The sequence below is a fragment of the uncultured Luteimonas sp. genome, from assembly GCF_947492465.1.
Lineage (GTDB): Bacteria > Pseudomonadota > Gammaproteobacteria > Xanthomonadales > Xanthomonadaceae > Luteimonas.
In genome coordinates this window covers 153,214-172,310 of record NZ_CANLNF010000002.1, presented here as the reverse complement: position 1 = coordinate 172,310, position 19,097 = coordinate 153,214, and the positions used below count along the sequence as shown (strand labels likewise).

The following is a 19,097-nucleotide window of genomic DNA, read 5'->3' as shown; positions in this document are numbered from 1 at the left end:
CGGCGCGCTTCAGCCTTCCAGCAAGCGGCGCAGCGCGTCGTAGTCTGCGGCCAACGCCTGCGCCTGCGCCGGCCTGGCCAGGCATTCGGCCAGGGCCGGCGGCGGCTCGACGACGCGGCCGACCAGCGGCTCGACAATGGTCTCGAACTTGGCCGGATGCGCGGTGGCCACCACCGCCCAGTCGCGCACGTCGCCGGCGTCGCGCAGGTCCTGCAGCAGCCTGAGCGCGGTCGCGGTATGCGGGCAGGCGACGATCCCGTGGCGCGCCGGCGCCGCGGCGACCACCTTGCGGATGGTGGCGTCGTCGACCGATCCTGCGACGAAGCCCGCACGCAGCTGCGCGTCGCTCCCGTGCCAGTGGCGCAGCCGTTCGAAGTTGCTGGGCGCGCCCACGTCCATGGCGTTGGCCAGGGTGGCGCGGGTGGCGTGCGGCGCGTAGTCGCCACCGGCGAAGTAACGCGGCAGCGTGTCGTTGGCGTTGCAGGCCAGGCGGATCTCGCCGACCGGCGCACCCATCGAGCGTGCGACGAACGCGGCGCTGGCGTTGCCGAGGTTGCCCGTCGGCACGATGAAGTTCAACGTCCGGCGGTGCGCGGCGTGGAAGTGGCTGGCCGCGTGCGCGTAGTACGCCGCCTGCGGCAGCAGCCGGCCGAGGCTGATGCTGTTGGCCGAGCCCAGTGCGACCCTGGCCCGCAACGCCTCGTCCGACAGCGCCTGCTTGGCCAGTCGCTGGCAGTCGTCGAAGCTGCCCTCGACGCGCCAGGCCGAGACGTTGTCGCCCCAGCAGCCCAGTCCGTGCGCCTGCCGCGGCGACACCTTGCCGTCGGGATACAGGATGACGACGCGGAAGCCCGGGCGGCGATGGAACGCCGCGGCCACGGCCGCGCCGGTGTCGCCCGAGGTTGCCACCAGGATCGTGGTCGGCGGCGAGGCCGGGTCGCGCAGCCCTTCCAGCGCGCGCGCCAGGAAGCGCGCGGCGTAGTCCTTGAACGCGGCCGTCGGCCCGTGGAACAGCTCCAGCACGTGATCGCCTCGGCCGGCGAGCGGACGCAGCGGTGCGTCGAACGAGAACGCGTCGGCGCAGATCGCCTCGAGCCGCCCGCGCAGCGCGGAGTCGACGAAGAACGGCGCCAGCGTGCGCAACGCGGTCGCCGCCAGGGTGCCGGCCGGGACCGTGAAGTCGACGGTCGGGATCGCTTCGGGCACGTACAGGCCGCCATCGGGGGCCAGTCCCGCGACCAGCGCGGCATCGATCGGGGTGGGCGCGACCTGCCCGCGGGTGCTGATGAACTCCATGGTGCCTGCTCGACCTCCAACGACTGGTTCGCTTGCGCCTGGGCGCGTTCTCGCCGCGCGGATGCGCGGACTCGTACCGGTTGCCACGACCGCCTTGCCGATTCCACCGCGCACCGGCGAGGCGGTGCGCACGCCGCCTACTGCGCCGCCAGCACCTCGGCGCGTGGTGCATCCACCGGGGTGACGTAGGCGCGCGCGTCGAAGCCGGCATCGACGAAGCCCTGGCGCATCGACGGCGCGGCGCGCTCGGCGGCGGCGCGCGAGTCGAACCAGGCGAACACGCTGGGTCCGCCACCGGAAATGCTCGAGCCCAGCGCGCCGTGGTCGAGTGCCGCCGCCTTGACCGCGGCGAAGCCCGGGATCAGCGGCGCCCGCCGCGGCTCCACCAGCACGTCGTGCAGCCCGGCGCGGATCAGTTCGGCGTCGCCGCGCTGCAGCCCGAGCAGGAACTGCGCCAGGTGCGCGGTCTGTTCGACCAGCGCGTGCAGCGGGTAGGGCGCGGCCAGGGCTTCGCGCGAACGACGGGTTTCCAGTACCTGGTCCGGATGCACCACGACCGCGTGCAGCCACCCGGGGACTTCCAGTCGCAGCGCGCGGCTGGCGGTCGCCACCGCCACGCCGCCGAGCAGCATCGGCGCCACGTTGTCGCCGTGGCGGCTGCCGCTGGAGAGCGCCTCGCCGTCCAGCGCGAACCCGTACAGGGCTTCGCGCGGCAGCGGCGCGTCGAGCAGCGCATTGGCCGCGACCAGGGCGGCCACGCATGAGGCGGCCGAGCCACCGAGCCCGGACCCGAGCGGAATGCCCTTGTCCAGCGCCAGGGCGAAGCCGAACGGCAGCGCCAGCGACTCGCGCAGCGCGATCAGCGCGCCGCCGGCGGTGTTGCGCGACGCCTCGAGGGGCAGTCGGTCGACCCCGGCGATGCTGCCCCCGATGGAGTCGATGCGCACCACCGGCTCGTCGATGCGGCGCACCATGGCCACGTCGCGCGGGCCATCGACGGCGTGCCCGAGCAGGTCGAATCCGACCCCGATGTTGCCGACGCTGGCGGGCGCGAAGGCGCGGACGGATGCGCTCATGCCTGCACGCCGACGCCGACGCCGGCGCTGAGCGAGTGCGCGATCGCCAGGACATCGCCGAACACGCCTGCGGCGGTGACCTGCGGCCCGGCCCCGGGCCCCTGCACGACCAGCGGGTTGCTGGCGTAGCGCTCGGTGGTGAACTGGACCAGGTTGTCGGTCAGCCGGGTGTGGCAGCAGGCGTGCGTGGCGGGCAGGGCGACCACGCCCACGCGCGCGCCACCCTCGCTGGACAGGTGCGCGATGTGGCGCAGCGACTGTCCCTGCGCCCGGGCCGCTTCCAGCCGCGCCTGCATCGGCGCGTCGAGCTCCTCCAGCCGGGCCAGGAATTCATCGCGCGGCACGCCCTGCAGCGCTTCGGGCACCAGGCTTTCGATCTGCACGTCGTCCAGCGACAGCTCGCGTCCGGCCTCGCGCGCCAGGATCACCAGCTTGCGCGCCACGTCCAGGCCCGACAGGTCGTCGCGCGGGTCGGGTTCGGTATAGCCCAGTTCGCGCGCCTCGCGAACCAGCGCCGAGAACGGCCGGCTGCCGTCGAAGCTGTTGAACAGCCAGGCCAGGGTGCCCGAGAGCATGCCGTCGATGGCCTGCACCGTGTCGCCGGTGTCGACCAGGTTGCGCAGGGTGCTGATCACCGGCAGCCCCGCACCGACGGTCGCCTCGTACATGAAGCGGCTGCCGCCGCGCTGCGCCTCGCGGATCGCGACGTAGCGGTCCCAGTCGCCGCTGCCGGCGTGCTTGCTCGGGGTCACGATGTGGATGCCGGCCGCGAGCCACTGCGGATAGTGGCGGGCGATCGCGTCGCTGCCGCTGCAGTCCACGATCAGCGCATGCGGGATGTGCTCGGCGCGGATGTGCGCGGCGAAGGCGCAGGCGTCGAACGACTGCGTGGTCATGCCGGTCAGGCGCGACGTCGCCTCGTCGGGATGGATGGCGAAATGGTCCAGCGCCATGTAGCCGCTGTTGGCGATCCCGCGCAGGCGCAGGTCGACCTGGGAGGTGGCGCGCAGCCGCGGCAGCACCGCCGCCATCTGCGACAGCAGCGCGCGCCCGACCTGGCCGGGGCCGATCAGGCCCACGGACACCGTCTGCGGCGACAGCCAGAACGCCGAGTGCGTGGCGCGCAGCGCGCGGGTGGCATCGGCATCGGCGATCGCCACGGAGATGTTGCGTTCGCTGGCGCCCTGGGCGATCGCCCGGATGTTCACCCGCGCCTGCGCCAGCGCCGAGAACAGCCGCGCGGCGACGCCGGGGATGCCGACCATGCCGTCGCCGACCGCGGCCAGGATCGCGATGCCGCGGGTCAGGTGCACCGTCTGCGCCTGGGTGTCGGCGATGGCATCGGCGAACGCGGCCTCGACCGCGGCGCGGGCGCGCTCGACCTGGCTGTCGCGGACCACGCAGCAGATCGAATGCTCGGACGATCCCTGCGAGATCATCACCACCGAGACGCCGGCCCGGTGCAGCGCGGCGAAGAGCTTTTCCGCCGTGCCGGGCACGCCGACCATGCCGTTGCCGGTGAGCTCGAGCACCGCCATGTCGCGGACGATGGTCAGGCCCTTGACCGGAGACAGCGCCGCGTCGCCTTCCGGATTCTCGGCCAGGATCCAGGTCCCGGGCGCGCCGGGGTTGAGCGTGTTCCGGATGCACAGCGGGATGCTGCGCGACTGCACCGGCGCCATGGTCTGCGGATGCAGCACCTTGGCGCCGAAATAGGCCAGTTCGCAGGCCTCGGCGTAGGACATCGTCGGCAGCACCATGGCGTCGGGCACCAGGCGCGGGTCGGCCGACAGCACGCCGTCCACGTCGGTCCAGATCAGCAGTTCGTCGGCATCGGCCAGGTTGGCGAAGATCGCCGCGGAGTAGTCGCTGCCGTTGCGGCCCAGCGTGGTGCTCTGACCGTCGCCGTTGCGCGCGACGAAGCCGGTGACCACCACCCGCGCCGGCAGGTTGCGTGCGCGCCAGTCGCCGAAGCGCGCGCGCGAGGCGTCCCAGTCCACGCCCACGCCCATGTCGCCCGGATGCACGACCAGCACGTCGCGGGCGTCCAGCCGCTGCCAGCCGCCGGCTTCGCCGCCGAGCGCGGCTTGCACCAGCCGCGAGGACACGAGCTCACCGAGGCCATGCACCTGCGCGACCAGGGGGGCGACGTCGCCGGTCGCCGAGGCCAGGGCGAGGAGGTCGTCGCGCAGGCCGTCGAAATCGCGTCCGACCGCGTCGCGCAGGCCGTGCCGGCCATCCGGGTCGAGGGCGTCAGCCGTCTGCAGGTGGCGCTCGCGCAGCGCCGACCAGTCGCCGCTCCAGTCCTGTCCGGAGGCGGCCTGCGTGGCCATCGCGACCAGCGCGTTGGTGGTGCCGGCCATGGCCGATACCACGACCACGCACACCTGCGCCCCGTCGTCGACCAGTGGCGCCAGGCGCGCGATGCGTTCGGCGTCGGCCACGCTGCTGCCGCCGAACTTGTGCACGCGCGTGGTTGCGGCCGCAGGCCGCAATGCCGCCAGCACCGACGAGGCGGCGGAGGCGACAGCGTCGCCGAGAAGTTGTGGTGCGGACGACATGCTCTGGAAGCTCCGGTTGGGCTCCGCGTCCGGTCGAGGTGGAAGCCGTGCGGCCCGCACCCGGATCGGGTGCGGAGCGGCGTGGTCGATCAATCCTGCACGCGCGTCCGCACCCCGGCGCCAATGGTGCCGGTGGTGGTGATAATCGTCGCAATCGCAACCGCCTGCGCGCGGGGCGCTGCGGCATGGGACGCGAAGAGGGTGGGGACGTTCGTCATGGTCCGTCATGAATACCGGACGATGATGCAGCGCGTCAAGACGCAGTTTTGATTGCATCGGGAACCATCGTCGCGGGTCGCTGGGCGGGTGCACGGCGGATGGCCGGCGACGCTCCCGGCGCGCCAGCGAAGATCGCGGACAGTGCATCTTGCCCGACGCGTCCATCCTGCGGACGCCGCCGATCGGCGCTGCGGCATGGCGAAGGTCCTGCCGGAATTCTTCCAGCGGTGGTGTGTCGCCACAGGGCACCACGCTTGCGCGGCTGAATCGCGCCTTCACGATTCGCAGCGCGCGCTCACGCATGTTTTACCCGCGCTCTCTTTCAATATTTCCGGCCACCTGCTGGCGCTTTCTTCCCCACAGGATCCATGCCGTGAACAAGACGCTACTTTCCTGCGCCCTTGGCGCACTGTTGCTGACGCCCGCACTTGCGGCGCAGGCCGACGACGACCGCTTCACCCTGCGCCTGGGCGGCATGCATGCCAAGGCCGAGAGCCAGTTTTCCGCCGATACCGTGTTCGGCGGCGAGGAATACGCCTTCGAGAGCGAGCGCTACGAGCTCGGCGAGAAGACCGTGCCGCGCGTGGAAGGCGCCTTCCGTTTCGGCAACCGCCACCGCCTGCTGTTCAACTACTTCCGCTACGGACAGGACCGCAGCTATGTGCTGGGCGAGGACATCGACTTGGGCGACACCAGCATCCCCGCCGGCACCACCGCCGCCCTCGATACCGAGTTCGACCTGGGCGGCGCGGTCTACGACTTCGCCGTGGTCGAGAACCCGACCACCAGCATCGGCCTGCAGGTCGGCGTGCAGCGCGCGAAGCTGGCGGCCGAACTGCGCGCCGACAGCGACGGCGAGCGCTACACCGCGCGCGAAACCGAGAGCGGCACCGCGCCGGTGGTGGGCGTGCGCCTGGGCTTCAACACCCCGGACCAGCGCTGGCGCTTCGTCGTGCAGGGCCAGTACCTGGATGCCGACTGGGGCGACTTCGACGACTACGAAGGCGACCTGAGCCGGGCCAATGCGCTGGTCGAATACCGCTTTACCGACAACTTCGGCCTGTACGCCGGCTACGACTGGTTCAAGCTCAACGTCCGCCAGCATGGCGGCGACGGCACGGCGGGCCTGGACCAGCGCTTCCGCGGCCCGATCGCGGGCGTGACCCTGGCGTTCTGAGCCGCGCGCCCGCCGCGGCTGGCGCCGGCGCGGCGGGCGCGGTCTAATGGTCGACGAAGCGGGGGTATCCGCGGCGCCTGGCGCCGGACGGATTGAGACAGTCCCTTCGAACCTGATCCGGCTGACACCGGCGTAGGGAAGCTTCGCGGCAACGCCCCGGTTCGGGGCGCCTGCGTCTTCGCTTCGTTTCCGCGCCGCGAATTCCTCGCGGCCGCCAACGGACGACGCCGATGAACGCCATCCCCGCAGCCTCGCTGATCCAGCAGACCGGAGAACTCTCCGCCTCCGTCACCCGGCCCATTCCCGGCTCGCGCAAGATCTTCGTCGAAGGATCCCGGCCGGACGTGCGCGTCGCGATGCGCGAGATCGCGCAGTCGTCCACGCCCACCCTGTTCGGCGGCGAGGACAACCCGCCGGTCACCGTGTACGACACCTCCGGCCCCTACACCGACCCGGATGCGCGCATCGACCTGGCGGCGGGCCTGCCGCCGCTGCGCGCACGCTGGATCGAGGCGCGCGGCGACAGCGAGGCGCTGCAGGCACTCAGCTCCGAGTTCGGCCGCGCACGCGAGGCCAACGCCAGGCTCGACGCGGTGCGCTTCCCCAACCGCGCGCTGCCGCGCCGCGCCCGCACCGGCGCCAACGTCACCCAGATGCACTATGCGCGCCGCGGCATCGTCACGCCCGAGATGGAATACGTCGCCATCCGCGAGAACCAGCGGCTCGACGCGGTGCGCGATGCCGGCCTGCTGGCCCAGCATCCGGGCGAGTCCTTCGGCGCCAGCATCCAGACGCTGATCACGCCGGAGTTCGTGCGCGACGAGATCGCCCGCGGCCGCGCGATCCTGCCGTGCAACATCAACCATCCCGAAAGCGAGCCGATGATCATCGGCCGCAACTTCCTGACCAAGATCAACGCCAACATCGGCAACTCGGCGGTGTCCTCCGGCATTGCCGAGGAAGTGGAGAAGCTGGTGTGGGCGATCCGCTGGGGCGCGGACAACGTGATGGACCTGTCCACCGGCAAGCACATCCATGAAACGCGCGAATGGATCATCCGCAACTCGCCGGTGCCGATCGGCACGGTGCCGATCTACCAGGCGCTGGAGAAGGTCGACGGCCGCGCGGAGGAGCTGACCTGGGAGATCTTCCGCGACACGCTCATCGAGCAGGCCGAGCAGGGCGTGGACTACTTTACCATCCACGCCGGGGTGCTGCTGCGCTACGTGCCGCTGACCGCGAAGCGGGTGACCGGCATCGTCTCGCGCGGCGGCTCGATCATGGCCAAGTGGTGCCTGGCGCACCATCGCGAGAGCTTCCTCTACGAACACTTCGAGGACATCTGCGAGATCATGAAGGCCTACGACGTCGCCTTCTCTCTGGGCGATGGCCTGCGCCCCGGCTGCATCGCCGATGCCAACGACGCCGCACAGTTCGGCGAGCTGGAGACCCTGGGCGAGCTGACGAAGATCGCCTGGAAGCACGACGTGCAGACCATGATCGAAGGCCCGGGGCACGTGCCGATGCAGCTGATCAAGGAGAACATGGACAAGCAGCTGGCCGAGTGCGGCGAGGCGCCGTTCTACACCCTGGGACCGCTGACCACCGACATCGCGCCGGGCTACGACCACATCACCAGCGCCATCGGCGCGGCCATGATCGGCTGGTACGGCACCGCGATGCTCTGCTACGTGACGCCCAAGGAGCACCTGGGCCTGCCGAACCGCGAGGACGTGCGCGACGGCATCATGGCCTACAGGATCGCCGCCCACGCCGCCGACCTGGCCAAGGGCCATCCCGGCGCGCAGGTGCGCGACAACGCGTTGTCCAAGGCGCGCTTCGAGTTCCGCTGGGAGGACCAGTTCCACCTGGGGCTGGATCCCGAGAAGGCGCAGTCGATGCACGACGAGACGATGCCGAAGGACGCGCACAAGCTGGCGCATTTCTGCTCGATGTGCGGCCCGCACTTCTGCTCGATGAAGATCACCCAGGACGTGCGCGACTACGCTGCCGCGGAGGGCGTGGAGGCGACGCAGGCGCTGGAGGCGGGCATGGCGGCGAAATCGGCCGAGTTCCGCCAACAGGGCGCCGAGGTCTACCGGCCCGGGTGACGCGCACGCCGTGGCAGGGAAGCGGCCATGCTGGACCAAGAAAAAAGGCGCCGGGCCCGGCGCCTGAACATGGATCGGAGAGAGAGGCCCGATCGACCGGTCGGGCTGGTGGTGCAAGCCTGAGCCATCGGCAGTCACGACCATGTGCACGCCGCCTGTCGGCGGTCGGGCCCGGCCGGCCGCCGGACCCGTTCCATTCACTCCGCGTAGCGGCGCGCATGCTAGCGTCCGCCTGACCGACAGGAGCCATGCCCATGAGTACTTTCCGCCTTGCAGCACGGGTCCTGGGCCTCGCCGCCCTGGTCGCCCTGCTTGCCGCCTGCGCCACCGGCCCGCGCATCACCACCGAGGCCGATCCGGAAGCCGACTTCAGCCGCTACCGCAGCTTCGCCTTCTACTCGCCGCTGGCGATCGAATCGCGCGGCTACAGTTCCGCGTCCAGCGAACGCATGAAGGCGGCGGCGCGGGCCGAGATGGAAGCGCGCGGCTACGTGTTCACCACCGAGAAGCCCGACCTCTGGCTCAACATCAACGCCTACACGCAGCAGCGTACCGACGTGACCTCGATGCCCACGGTCGACTACGCCTACTACTACAGCTACCGGGCGCGCGGCTATTACGTGGTGCCGTACTGGCGCGACCGCACCGACGTGCACCGCTACACCGAGGGCACGCTCAACGTCGACCTGATCGACGCGTCGCGCAACCGCCTGGTGTGGGAAGGCATCGCGGTCGGTCGCGTCGGGCGCAGCGGCGATGCCGCCGAGCGTGGCGCTCGCATCGATGGTGCGATGGCGGACATCTTCGCCCAGTATCCGTATCGCGCCGGCATGGTGCCGGCGCCCCGATAAGGGGACGGTCGCCGTCCGCAACGCACATGCCGCGTTCCGGACGCGGCCGCTCAGCGGCGCCGGTTCATGCGCGCCCTGCGCTCGTAAACGTCCGCTTCAATCAGTTCCACCGAGCGAGCGCTGCAGCGGGCGTTGGCGGCGCGCACGGTGGTGCCCTGCGGGCACAGCAGGTTGGCCTCGCCGTTGGTTTCCAGGGTGATGCGCGAGCTGCGGGCGATCGCGTCGCACGCTCCGTTGAAGCCGACCCGGTAATGGGCGTCGCCATCCTTGAGCAGGAGCTGCGCGTTGTCGGCTGCGCGGGTGCCCTGGTGCGCGGGCGACAGCGACACGCAATCGGGCAGCGCGCTGGCGTTGCTGGCGGCGGCGGGCAGCAGCGAGCCGGCGAGCAGGGCCGCGCCGAGGGTGATCGCGATGGTCTTCATGAGGGGTCTTCCTGGGTATGGGGACGTGATGCAGGCTAGGCGCCGGCAGTCCGCGGCGAATCTGCCTGAAGTGCCCGTGCCCACCGCCAGAGGCTGCGGCCGGAAGCGGCAAAGCCGTGGATGTCCGCATGTCGGATCGCCGCGCCGGCCTGCATGCCCGCGCCAGGCCGGTTGCGCCTGAAACCGTCTGCCTGCGGCGCTTGCCCTACCAATGACACATGCCGTGCGCCATCGGGGGTGAGAGCCTGCCGGTCCTGTCCCCCCATGTGCCGCGCCGCGAACGCATGCACCGTCAGGTCGCCACTTCCCGTCCCATCGATGTGCCGTCGCCGAACGGCGCGGCCCGCGACGCGTGATCCGTCCGACGGCCACGCGGCTTCGCGTGCTCGATTGCGAAGTCGACACGCAGCGGCGGATGGTGGCGCGCGACGAGGGCGGCGAAGCGCGCCGGCTCACGCCCAAGGCGCTGCAGGTGCTGCTGGTGCTGGTGGAGCGCGGCGGCAGCGTGGTCGCCCGCGAGACGCTGTTCCAGCAGGTCTGGCCGGACACGATGCCGACCGACGATGTGCTGACCCAGGCCATCACCCAGCTGCGCAAGGCGTTCGGAGACGACCGCGACGCGCCGCGCTACATCGAGACCATCGCCAAGACCGGCTATCGCCTGCTCGCACCCACGGCCTGGCTCGACGAGGCGGTTGGGGACGAGGCGATGCAGCCCGCGTCCGACCCATCGGCGGCGATGGACACGTCGGGACCGGAACCGGCACCCGCTTCGCCAGCGCCGCGCCGACGGCTGCCGGCGTCGGCGTTCGCCGCCGCCGCCATCCTGCTGATGCTTGCCGCCGCCGCCACGCTGTGGACCTTTGCCGCGGGCGATGCGGCGTCCGGCGCCGCCGTGGCCGAGGTGCCCGCCGCGCTCGATCTGGACTATCGCGCGATCACGTCCACGCCCGGGCAGGAGCGCCTGCCCGCGCTGTCCCCGGATGGTTCGACCGTGGCCTTCGCCCAGGCGGGGGCCAACGGCGACAGCGTCCTGATGCTGCAGCCGGTGGCGCAGGCGGCGGCGCGCGCGCTCACCCAGCCGGGCGCGGGCGAATCCGACAGCATGCCGGTCTGGTCGCGCGACGGCACGCGCATCGCGTTCGTCCGCGTCTCGCCCGACGACTGCCGGTTCATGCTGGTGGCCGCCAGCGGCGGCGAGCCGCGCGAAGCCGGGCCCTGCCTGCACGGCAGCTGGTCGCAGTTCGACTGGACGCCCGACGGCCGCGGCCTGGTCATGGGCGGTCCACGCGCCGACGGCGGCACCAGCGCGCCGCTGCAACGGCTCGACTTCGCCTCGGGGCGCTGGCAACCGCTGAACTATGCCTTCGACGAAGGCGATGTCGACCAGCTGCCGCGCTACTCGCCCGATGGCCGGCAGCTGGTGTTCCGCCGCAACCTGTCGCTCGCCGACCTGTGGATCATGCCGGCCGAAGGTGGCACGCCGCGGCCGCTGACCCGGCTGCGCGGCGACATCCGCGGCTGGGACTGGCTGCCCGACGGCAGCGGGCTGGTGCTCAGCCATGTCTCCGGCGAATCCACGCTCTGGATGCTTCGCCTGGCCGATGGCGGCCTGCAGCCGCTGCCGCGGTTGCCGATGGGCAACGCGGTGCACCCGGACATCGCCGCCGACGCCTGGTCGATGGTGTTCGAGATCGACCAGTCGCGCAGCGGCCTGTTCCGCACGCGCCTCGACGCGGGCGGCGAGTCGCCGCCCGAGCCGGTGTTCGCCTCCAGCGGCGTCGACATGCTGCCCTCGATCTCGCCCGACGGCCGCACCCTGGCGTTCCTGTCCGACCGCTCGATGTCGGTGCAGCTGTGGCTGGGCGAAGTCGACCAGCCCGCCACCCTGCGCGCGGTCGAAGGCCTGCAGCCGCTGCCGCGGCATCCGCCGGTGTGGTCGGGCGATGGTCGCAGCCTGCTGGTGCTCGGGCGCACCGGCGCGGGCGAGCGCCTGTTCGAGGTCGACGCGGGCTCGGGCCGACTGCAGGCGCTGCCGGTGCCGGCGGCGCGCCCCGTGTTCGCTGCGTACACCGCGCGGCCCGACCGGCTGCTGGTGGGCGTGGACGATGGCCGCGGGCGGGTGCGGCTGGTGCTGTACGCGCGCGACGACTGGCGGGAACTCGCGGCCGAGGACGACGTCGGCCTGGCCCGCTACGACGCGGCCAGCGACGCGATCGTGTTCACCCGTCCGTCGGCGCCCGGCCTGTGGCGCGCCGATGCCTCGCTGCGCGGCATCGCCCGGATCTCCGACACGCGGCCCGAACCGCAGCACTACCGCCACTGGGGCATGCATGGCGGGCGCGCGTATTCGATCGGACCGGAACCGGGATGCGCGACGCCGTGGCGAGAGCTGCAGGCAGCCGGGCCCGGCAGCTGCCTCTCGCGCGACGGCGTGGCGGTCGGCGGCTCGCCCGCGGTGGACGGGCAGGGACGCTGGCTGTACCTCGGGCTGCCGATGACGCAGAGCGTCGACATCGGCTGGACACGATTGCCGCAGGCGCTGCGCGCTGCGGCGACGCCGGTGGTGCCAGAACGCCGATGGACCCTGGCGAAAGTCATGGATCGCCCGCTGCGCGGCATGACTTTCGGATGCGCTGCGGGGCGATGTCGGCACGATTTCGTGCTGGTTTCCTGAATTTCGGAAGCGGACGCGTCAAACAGGTGGCTGGATTCCGCACAGGAGACAGCCATGCAGTTGCACACGATCTGGAGCGACCGCGGCGGCATGCATGCCGCGGGTGGAACGGGACCGGGCGATGATGACGCTACCCTGGTGGTGGCCAGCCGCGGCGCCAGCGTCGCGGTGGTCCACGCGGCCGCCAGCGCCTGGCTGGTGTTGCGCGGCAGCGCCGCGCTGGCGTGCCGCGAGGGTCGCTTCAACCTCGCGCGTGGACAGTGGATCGTGCTCGAGCGCGACGCGCGGCCGCTGCTGCAGGCGGGCACCGACGGCCTGGTCGTGGGCATCGCGCTGCCTGCGCGGCTGCAGTCGCTGGCCGCGGCGGACGGCGGACTGTTCACCGGGCTGGGACAGATGGCGCCGGGCGCGCGTGGCGACGCGCTGCGCGCATGGCGACGCTGCGCCCCGTTCGCGCGCAATGCGGGCCGGCGCCAGGAGGTGGCGCGACTGCAGCTGGAGCCGCTGTTGCGGCTGCTGGCGGTGCAGCAGGCGGGGTTCCGCGAACTGGTCGAGCGCTGTCCGGGCCGCTCGCTGCGGCGCCGCCGCCAGGTCTTCGCGCGGATGCAGCGCGCCTGGATGCACATGGCCGGCAACCTCGACCGGCCGATGCGCATTCCCGAACTCGCCGGCCTGGGCAGCGTCTCGGTCTGGTACTTCACCAAGACCTTCCAGGCGCTTTACGGCGAAGGCCCGCAGGCGGCCTCCAGCCGCCTGCGCCTGGCGCACGCGGCGCGGCTGTTGCGCGGCACCCGGCTGTCGGTGAGCGAGGCGGGCGCGGCCTGCGGCTTCGAGAACAACTGCAGTTTCTCGCGCGCCTTCCGTGCGCGCTTCGGCGTGCCGCCATCGCGCTACCGCGTGGCCGTCGCGCCACATGCGGCAAACCGGACCGGCACGAGGCGGCAAGCGGCATCGGCATCGGCGCCGTAACGTCCTCGCTGCGTTTAACGCACACATAACGAGATCCGGAGAACACCACATGACATCCCCGTTCCGATCGCGTGGCCGCGGGCTCGCGGCGCTGCCGATCGCCATTGCCTGCGCGCTGCCCGCGCTTCCTGCCGTCGCCCAGGACGCCCCCGCCGACGACACCCAGACCCTCGACCGCATCCAGGTCACCGGCTCGCGCATCCGTCGCGCCGACATCGAGGGCGCGGTGCCGCTGACCGTGATCGACCGCGCGGCCATCGACGCCAGCGGCGACGTGTCGGTGGCCGACGTGCTGCGCGATTCCACGTTCTCGTCGTTCGGCAACTTCCGTCCGCAGTCGGGCAGTTCGGCCCAGGCCACCGCCGACATCGACCTGCGCGGCATCGGTTCCGACCGCACCCTGGTGCTCGTGGACGGCCGCCGCGTGCCGTACGCCCCGTCCACCGGCAACAACGCCGACCTCAACACCATCCCGCTGGCGGCGGTGGAGCGCATCGAGATCCTCTCCGACGGCGCCTCGGCGCTGTACGGTTCGGACGCCATCGGCGGCGTGGTCAACGTCATCCTGCGCAAGGACTACGATGGCGCCGAAGTCCGGTACGGCATCGGCAACCCCGCGGTGCGCGGCGGCGAGACCGAGGAGGCCTCGCTGGTATTCGGCACCTCGTCCGACCGCGGCAGCGTGATCCTCGGCGCATCGGCCAACTCGCGCGACATGGTCTACACCCGCGACCAGATCAGCGGCACGATCCGCGGCGGCTCGTTCTACGGCAACAACTACTATCTCGAAAGCGCCACCGATCCGGGCGAGGAGGGCGAGTTCGGCGGCGCGCTGCCGGGCTATGCCTGCGACGACCCGAACTTCTGGCGCAACGGCGACAACTGCGTGTACGACTTCAACGCGGTCGCCGCCGACGAGGCCTCGGTCAAGAACAAGTCGCTGTTCGCGCGCGGCAGCTGGCGGATCGACGAGGACTGGTCGGTCTACGCCTCGGGCAGCTACAGCACCACCGACAGCTTCGGACGCTTCGCGCCGACGCCCGGCGCGCTGTATGTGCCGGAAGGCTCGCCCAACGACCCGGTGCCGGGCGACGGCCTCGGTGCGTTCGTCTACCACCGCTATGCGGCGGCGGGCAACCGCGACAACTTCGTCGACAACAGCGTCGCCGACCTCAACCTGGGCTTCACCTGGCAGGCCACCGACAAGCTCTACGTCGACTTCGGCCTGCGCCGCAGCAAGGCCAAGTTCAAGGAACTGGGGCGCGGCTACATCGTCACGCCGCTGGCCGAGCAGGCGGTCGCGGACGGGACGTACGACCTGTTCGATCCGTTCGGCAACTCGGAGGAAGTGGTCAAGGGCTTCACCGCGACCACCTCGCGCGACGGCATCTTCGATATCGAGGAGTTCTACGCCAACGCCACGCTCGACCTGTTCGAGATGGGCGGCGGCACCTCGGTGATGGCGTTCGGCGCGGAGTACCGGCAGGAGGACTACGCCGACATCTACGACTCGCTGTCCGAAGCCGGGGTGGTGGCGGGCTCGTCGGGCAATTCGGCCGCCGGTTCGCGCGAGATCTACGCCGCCTACGCCGAATGGCTGTTCCCGATCGTCGACAGCTTCGACTTCACCGTGGCCGCGCGCTACGACCGCTACAGCGACTACGGCAGCGACGTCTCGCCCAAGGTCTCGCTGCGCTGGCAGCCGCTGGACAACCTGACCCTGCGCGGGTCGGTGGGGCAGGGCTTCCGTGCGCCGCCGCTGCCCTACGTCCACGGCAAGCGCGCGTTCTCGGCCGAGCAGGTGGCCGACTACCGCACCTGCGTGGTGCTCGGCTACAGCCCGGCAGACTGCGGCGGCGACGCCGACGGCGACAACATCGCCGATGCCCCGCAGAGCGACGACGTCAGCTACCAGGTCGACACCTGGTCCAGCGGCAACATGGACCTGGAATCGGAGACCTCGCGCCAGTACAGCGTGGGCCTGGCCTGGGATGCGACGGACTGGCTGAACCTGACCGTGGACTACTACTCGATCGACGTCGAGGACCGCATCCGCCTGATCGAGTACCAGGAGCTGGTGAACTTCGACAGCGCCGGCATGCCGCTTCCGACCGGCACCTCGGTGCTGCGGCGGGCGAACGGGTCGATCAGCGAAGTCAACACCGCCTACGCCAACGAGGGCGACCTGGAAACCAGCGGCATCGACCTGAACCTGCGGACCCGCATCGAGCTGGGGGACCCGGGCCGGCTCGAGAACTGGCTGCAGGTGGCCAGGGTGCTGGACTACACGGTCACCGACGGCACCACGGTCAAGGACCGCCTCGGCTGGATCGCCTCGCCCGACCTGCGCGCGACCCTGCGCAACAGCTGGACGCTGGGGGCGCTCACCGCGAACTGGAACCTCAACTACATCGACTCGCAGGAGAACCCGGGAACCACGCCGGCGTTCGGCTTCACCGGCGGCGGTCCCGGCTCGCGCCTGGGCAGCTACACCACCCACGACTTGTCGGTGACCTACCGGGCGCCGTGGCAGGGGAGCATCACCGTCGGGGTCAACAACGCCGGCGACCGCTACCCGGAGCTGCTGGAGGTGCGCGGGCGGCCCTGGAACTTCGAGCTCTACGACGCCTACGGCCGCACGGTGTACCTGCGCTACGCGCAGACCTTCTGAGCCGGCGACCGGGGACGGCACCCGGCCGGATTCCGGTGCGTTCAGGTTGCAGCGCAGGGATGCGCTGCGGCCTCCTCCAGGATTCGACATAACCCATTGATCCGCTTTGAATCGTGGCCGGCGCGGCCGCGATTCACGGGACCGTCGCGGAGGCCGCCGCAGACTCGGTTCTCCGTTCCAGCAGTGCAACACAGGGAACTTTCCGAGGCCTTAGCAGTCACAGTTGCCGACTGCTAGACTCCTCCCATGAGCATGCCCATGTCCCAAGCCCTCGTTGCCAACAACCTGCCGGTTGCCGCCTTCAACGGCCTGACTCCGCTCGGTTCGCTGGAGGCCTATATCGGGGCCGTCCACCAGATCCCGGTGCTGTCGGCCGAGGACGAGCAGGCGCTGGCGCGCCGCTACCGCGACGGCGAGGATCTCGACGCCGCCCGCGAGCTGGTGCATTCGCACCTGCGCTTCGTGGTGCACGTCGCCCGCGGCTACAGCGGCTACGGCCTGCAGCTGGGCGACCTCATCCAGGAAGGCAACATCGGCCTGATGAAGGCGGTCAAGCGCTTCGATCCCGACATCGGCGTGCGCCTGGTGAGCTTCGCGGTGCACTGGATCCGCGCCGAGATGCACGAGTTCATCCTCAAGAACTGGCGCATCGTCAAGGTCGCCACCACCAAGGCGCAGCGCAAGCTGTTCTTCAACCTGCGCAAGAGCAAGACCCGCCTGGGCTGGCTCAACGCGGCGGAAGTCAGCGCGGTGGCCAAGGACCTCAACGTCTCCGAGCGCGAGGTGCTGGAGATGGAGTCGCGCCTGTCGGGTCGCGACATCGGTTTCGATGCGCCCTCGGACGAGGACGACGACCGCGCGCCGCCCGCGCCGGCCGCCTACCTGATCTCGCGCGACGAGGATCCGGCGCAGGCCTACGAGCGCATGGACAGCGAGGACAGCCAGCTCGAGCTGCTGCGCGAGGGCATGACCCGCCTGGACGCGCGTTCGCGCGACATCATCCGGCGCCGCTGGCTGGATGCCGAAAGCAAGGTCACGCTGCAGGAACTGGCCGACGAGTACGGCGTGTCGGCCGAGCGCATCCGCCAGGTCGAGGCGAACGCGCTGAAGAAGATGAAGGCGCTGTTCACGGCCTGACCGGACCGCCTGCGGCACCACGCGAAGCCCGGCCCTGCGCCGGGCTTTGTTTTTTGCGCGCTGTACCCTGTGCGGCGGTGCTCGACCCGGTTGCCACGTGACCAGTTTCTGGATCCTCCTGTATGCGGTGGGCGCGGTGCAGGCCGCGATGCTCGCGCCCGTGCTGTGGCGCTGCCCGGTGAACACCCCGGCCAACCGGGTGCTGTCGCTGTGGCTGGCGATCATCGCCGCGGATCTCGCGCTCAAGGCCGCGCACATGTCCGCGCCCGACGCCGGCTTTGCCGCGGCCTACCGGGTGGCGCGACTGCTGCCGTTCGCCTACGCGCCGCTGTTCTTCCTCTACGTGCGCACCCTGGTGGGCGGGCGCGCGCCGCGCCTGCGCGACCTGTGGCATGGCGTCTGGCTGGGCCTGCTGCTGGCGTGGATGACGTGGCGCTGGCTGGTGGGCGATCCGGTGTCGGCCGACGGCGACTGGCACCGGCGCTGGTTCGACCCGCTGCTGTTCTCGGTCGCCCTGTCCTATCTGGCCGCGGCCACCTGGCAGGTGCGCCGCTACCGGCGCTGGCTGCGCGGCCGGCGCTCGGATGCCGACCGCCTGTCGCTGCGCTGGCTCGCGGCGATGAGCGGCTGCCAGTTCGTGATCTGGGCCATCGCGGCCCTGCACGCGACGGCGCGGCTGCCCGGGGTCGACTACGTCCTGATCTATGCCGCGGTCGCGGCCTGGGTCTGCGTGGTCGGCTGGTTCAGCCTCGGCCAGCCGCCGGTCGCCGAGCCGCTCGGCGATGCGGCAGCGCCGGCGCCCGAGGCCGGTGGCGAGGCCGGGGACGATCCGCGCTTCGACGAGGTCGAGGCGCGGCTGACCCGGCTGATGTCCGAGCAGGCGCTGTATCGCGAGCCGGCGCTGGGCATCGCCCAGGTCGCGCGACGCAGCGGCTATCCCGAATACCTGGTCTCGGCGGTGATCAACCGCCGGCTGGGCGGCAACTTCTGGGAATACGTGAACCGGCACCGGATCGAGGCGGTCCGCGCCTGCCTTGCCGACGCCAGCGACCGGCGCGGCATCCTGGAAATCGCCTACGACGCCGGCTTCACCTCCAAGTCGACCTTCAACACCGCGTTCAAGCGGATGGTTGGCCAGACGCCCAGCGCCTACCGGAGCCGCCACGCGCAGCCACGCTGAGCGCATCGGGCGCGCGCAGGCGCAGCAGCCACGCGCACAGGGCCAGGTTGAACAGCCAGCTGGCCCACGCCGTCCCCACGTAGACCGGCATGAACGGCCATCCGAACACGCCGGTGCCCAGCGCCAGCATCACCCGCAGGGTCACCGCGCCCGCGGTCAGCGCCATCGAATAGGCCATCCAGCGCCGATGCCTGGCGATCTGGCCGACCACCGCCAGGCGGATGCCGTTCGCGGTCACCCCCAGCCACAGCAGCGACAGCAGGCTGAAGCCGGCCCGGCTCGGCCAGTCGCCCTGGGCGTGCTGGGCCAGCGACAGCCCCGAGACGCCGCCGACCAGGATCGCCACCGCCGACAGCCAGCCGCCGAGGCGGTGCAGCGCCGGCCAGCGCCGGCGCACGCCCCGGCTCAGCTGCAGCGGCACCAGCAGCAGCGCCAGCCCGGCGCCGAAGAAGTGCGCCGGGACGTCCACGCCCGAAACCGCGAACTGCGCGGCGAAGGGATCGCCGCTGCGGTACGCCATGAACAGGTAGGCGAAGGCATAGGCGGCGGTCGCCACGCAGGCGAGCGAGAACAGGGCCAGGGGCAGGGACGTGGCGAGGGCGTACAGGCGCGGTCGCATGGGCTTCTCCATCGGGGTCGATGGGAGCAGCCTGCGCAACCGGGCGTCGCCGGTCGTCCGGACCGGCGGGTTCGAACGCCACCAGGCGCCCGCGATGGTGCGATCCAGCCGGACCGGACGCCGCTAGCCGC

General features: G+C 71.3%; 14 protein-coding genes and 1 riboswitch. Of the genes, 8 read left to right on the top strand and 6 right to left on the bottom strand.

Going from position 1 to position 19,097, the window contains the following annotated elements; all coding sequences use genetic code 11:
* Window positions 1-9 precede the first annotated feature (9 nt).
* The 4 genes from thrC to Q0863_RS05785 form a co-directional block, all read right to left on the bottom strand.
* Window positions 10-1,296, bottom strand: a complete 1,287-nt coding sequence (gene thrC / locus Q0863_RS05800; protein WP_298576299.1) for a threonine synthase — start codon at window positions 1,294-1,296, stop codon at window positions 10-12.
* A 137-nt stretch (window positions 1,297-1,433) separates the two neighbouring features.
* A complete protein-coding gene (locus Q0863_RS05795) occupies window positions 1,434-2,372 on the bottom strand; it encodes a homoserine kinase (protein ID WP_298576297.1) in 939 nt (312 codons plus the stop codon).
* Window positions 2,369-4,933 carry a bifunctional aspartate kinase/homoserine dehydrogenase I gene (gene thrA, locus Q0863_RS05790; protein WP_298576295.1) on the bottom strand — a complete coding sequence of 855 codons (2,565 nt, stop codon included), beginning with the start codon at window positions 4,931-4,933 and terminating at the stop codon, window positions 2,369-2,371. The genes Q0863_RS05795 and thrA overlap by 4 nt, the downstream gene beginning before the upstream one ends.
* Before the next feature lie 89 nt (window positions 4,934-5,022).
* Complete coding sequence (locus Q0863_RS05785) at window positions 5,023-5,151, bottom strand: hypothetical protein (protein WP_298576293.1); 129 nt, start codon at window positions 5,149-5,151, stop codon at window positions 5,023-5,025.
* A gap of 374 nt (window positions 5,152-5,525) precedes the next feature.
* Here Q0863_RS05785 and Q0863_RS05780 point away from each other — a divergent pair, with 374 nt between their 5' ends.
* From Q0863_RS05780 to Q0863_RS05770, 3 genes are all read left to right on the top strand, one after another.
* Complete coding sequence (locus Q0863_RS05780; protein ID WP_298576291.1) at window positions 5,526-6,329, top strand: hypothetical protein; 804 nt, start codon at window positions 5,526-5,528, stop codon at window positions 6,327-6,329.
* A gap of 50 nt (window positions 6,330-6,379) precedes the next feature.
* A riboswitch (TPP riboswitch) is annotated at window positions 6,380-6,486 on the top strand.
* A gap of 73 nt (window positions 6,487-6,559) precedes the next feature.
* Window positions 6,560-8,440 (top strand): phosphomethylpyrimidine synthase ThiC, encoded by a 1,881-nt coding sequence (gene thiC / locus Q0863_RS05775; protein WP_298576289.1) that lies wholly within the window; start codon window positions 6,560-6,562, stop codon window positions 8,438-8,440.
* A 254-nt stretch (window positions 8,441-8,694) separates the two neighbouring features.
* Window positions 8,695-9,291: a DUF4136 domain-containing protein gene (locus Q0863_RS05770; RefSeq protein ID WP_298576288.1), complete on the top strand. Its 597-nt coding sequence runs from the start codon at window positions 8,695-8,697 to the stop codon at window positions 9,289-9,291.
* A 50-nt stretch (window positions 9,292-9,341) separates the two neighbouring features.
* Here the strand turns inward: Q0863_RS05770 and Q0863_RS05765 are convergent, their stop codons facing one another.
* Window positions 9,342-9,713: a hypothetical protein gene (locus Q0863_RS05765; protein ID WP_298576286.1), complete on the bottom strand. Its 372-nt coding sequence runs from the start codon at window positions 9,711-9,713 to the stop codon at window positions 9,342-9,344.
* Between the two features lie 352 nt (window positions 9,714-10,065).
* Here Q0863_RS05765 and Q0863_RS05760 point away from each other — a divergent pair, with 352 nt between their 5' ends.
* The 5 genes from Q0863_RS05760 to Q0863_RS05740 all read left to right on the top strand — a co-directional run bounded on the left by Q0863_RS05760 (window position 10,066) and on the right by Q0863_RS05740 (window position 18,347).
* Window positions 10,066-12,390: a winged helix-turn-helix domain-containing protein gene (locus Q0863_RS05760; protein ID WP_298576285.1), complete on the top strand. Its 2,325-nt coding sequence runs from the start codon at window positions 10,066-10,068 to the stop codon at window positions 12,388-12,390.
* A 54-nt stretch (window positions 12,391-12,444) separates the two neighbouring features.
* On the top strand, window positions 12,445-13,359 hold the full coding sequence (locus Q0863_RS05755; protein ID WP_298576283.1) for an AraC family transcriptional regulator: 915 nt from the start codon (window positions 12,445-12,447) through the stop codon (window positions 13,357-13,359).
* Between the two features lie 49 nt (window positions 13,360-13,408).
* Entirely contained in the window at window positions 13,409-16,030 is a 2,622-nt protein-coding gene (locus Q0863_RS05750; RefSeq protein WP_298576281.1) for a TonB-dependent receptor, read from the top strand.
* 246 nt (window positions 16,031-16,276) lie between these two features.
* On the top strand, window positions 16,277-17,167 hold the full coding sequence (gene rpoH / locus Q0863_RS05745; protein ID WP_298576279.1) for an RNA polymerase sigma factor RpoH: 891 nt from the start codon (window positions 16,277-16,279) through the stop codon (window positions 17,165-17,167).
* A 97-nt stretch (window positions 17,168-17,264) separates the two neighbouring features.
* The gene (locus Q0863_RS05740) at window positions 17,265-18,347 is read left to right on the top strand and encodes an AraC family transcriptional regulator (protein ID WP_298576277.1); all 1,083 of its coding nucleotides are present in this window, start codon (window positions 17,265-17,267) and stop codon (window positions 18,345-18,347) included.
* On the opposite strand, the gene Q0863_RS05735 is transcribed toward Q0863_RS05740, so the two are convergent.
* Complete coding sequence (locus Q0863_RS05735; RefSeq protein WP_298576275.1) at window positions 18,286-18,966, bottom strand: DUF2306 domain-containing protein; 681 nt, start codon at window positions 18,964-18,966, stop codon at window positions 18,286-18,288. The two genes, Q0863_RS05740 and Q0863_RS05735, sit on opposite strands and share 62 nt — an antisense overlap.
* Window positions 18,967-19,097 lie beyond the last annotated feature (131 nt).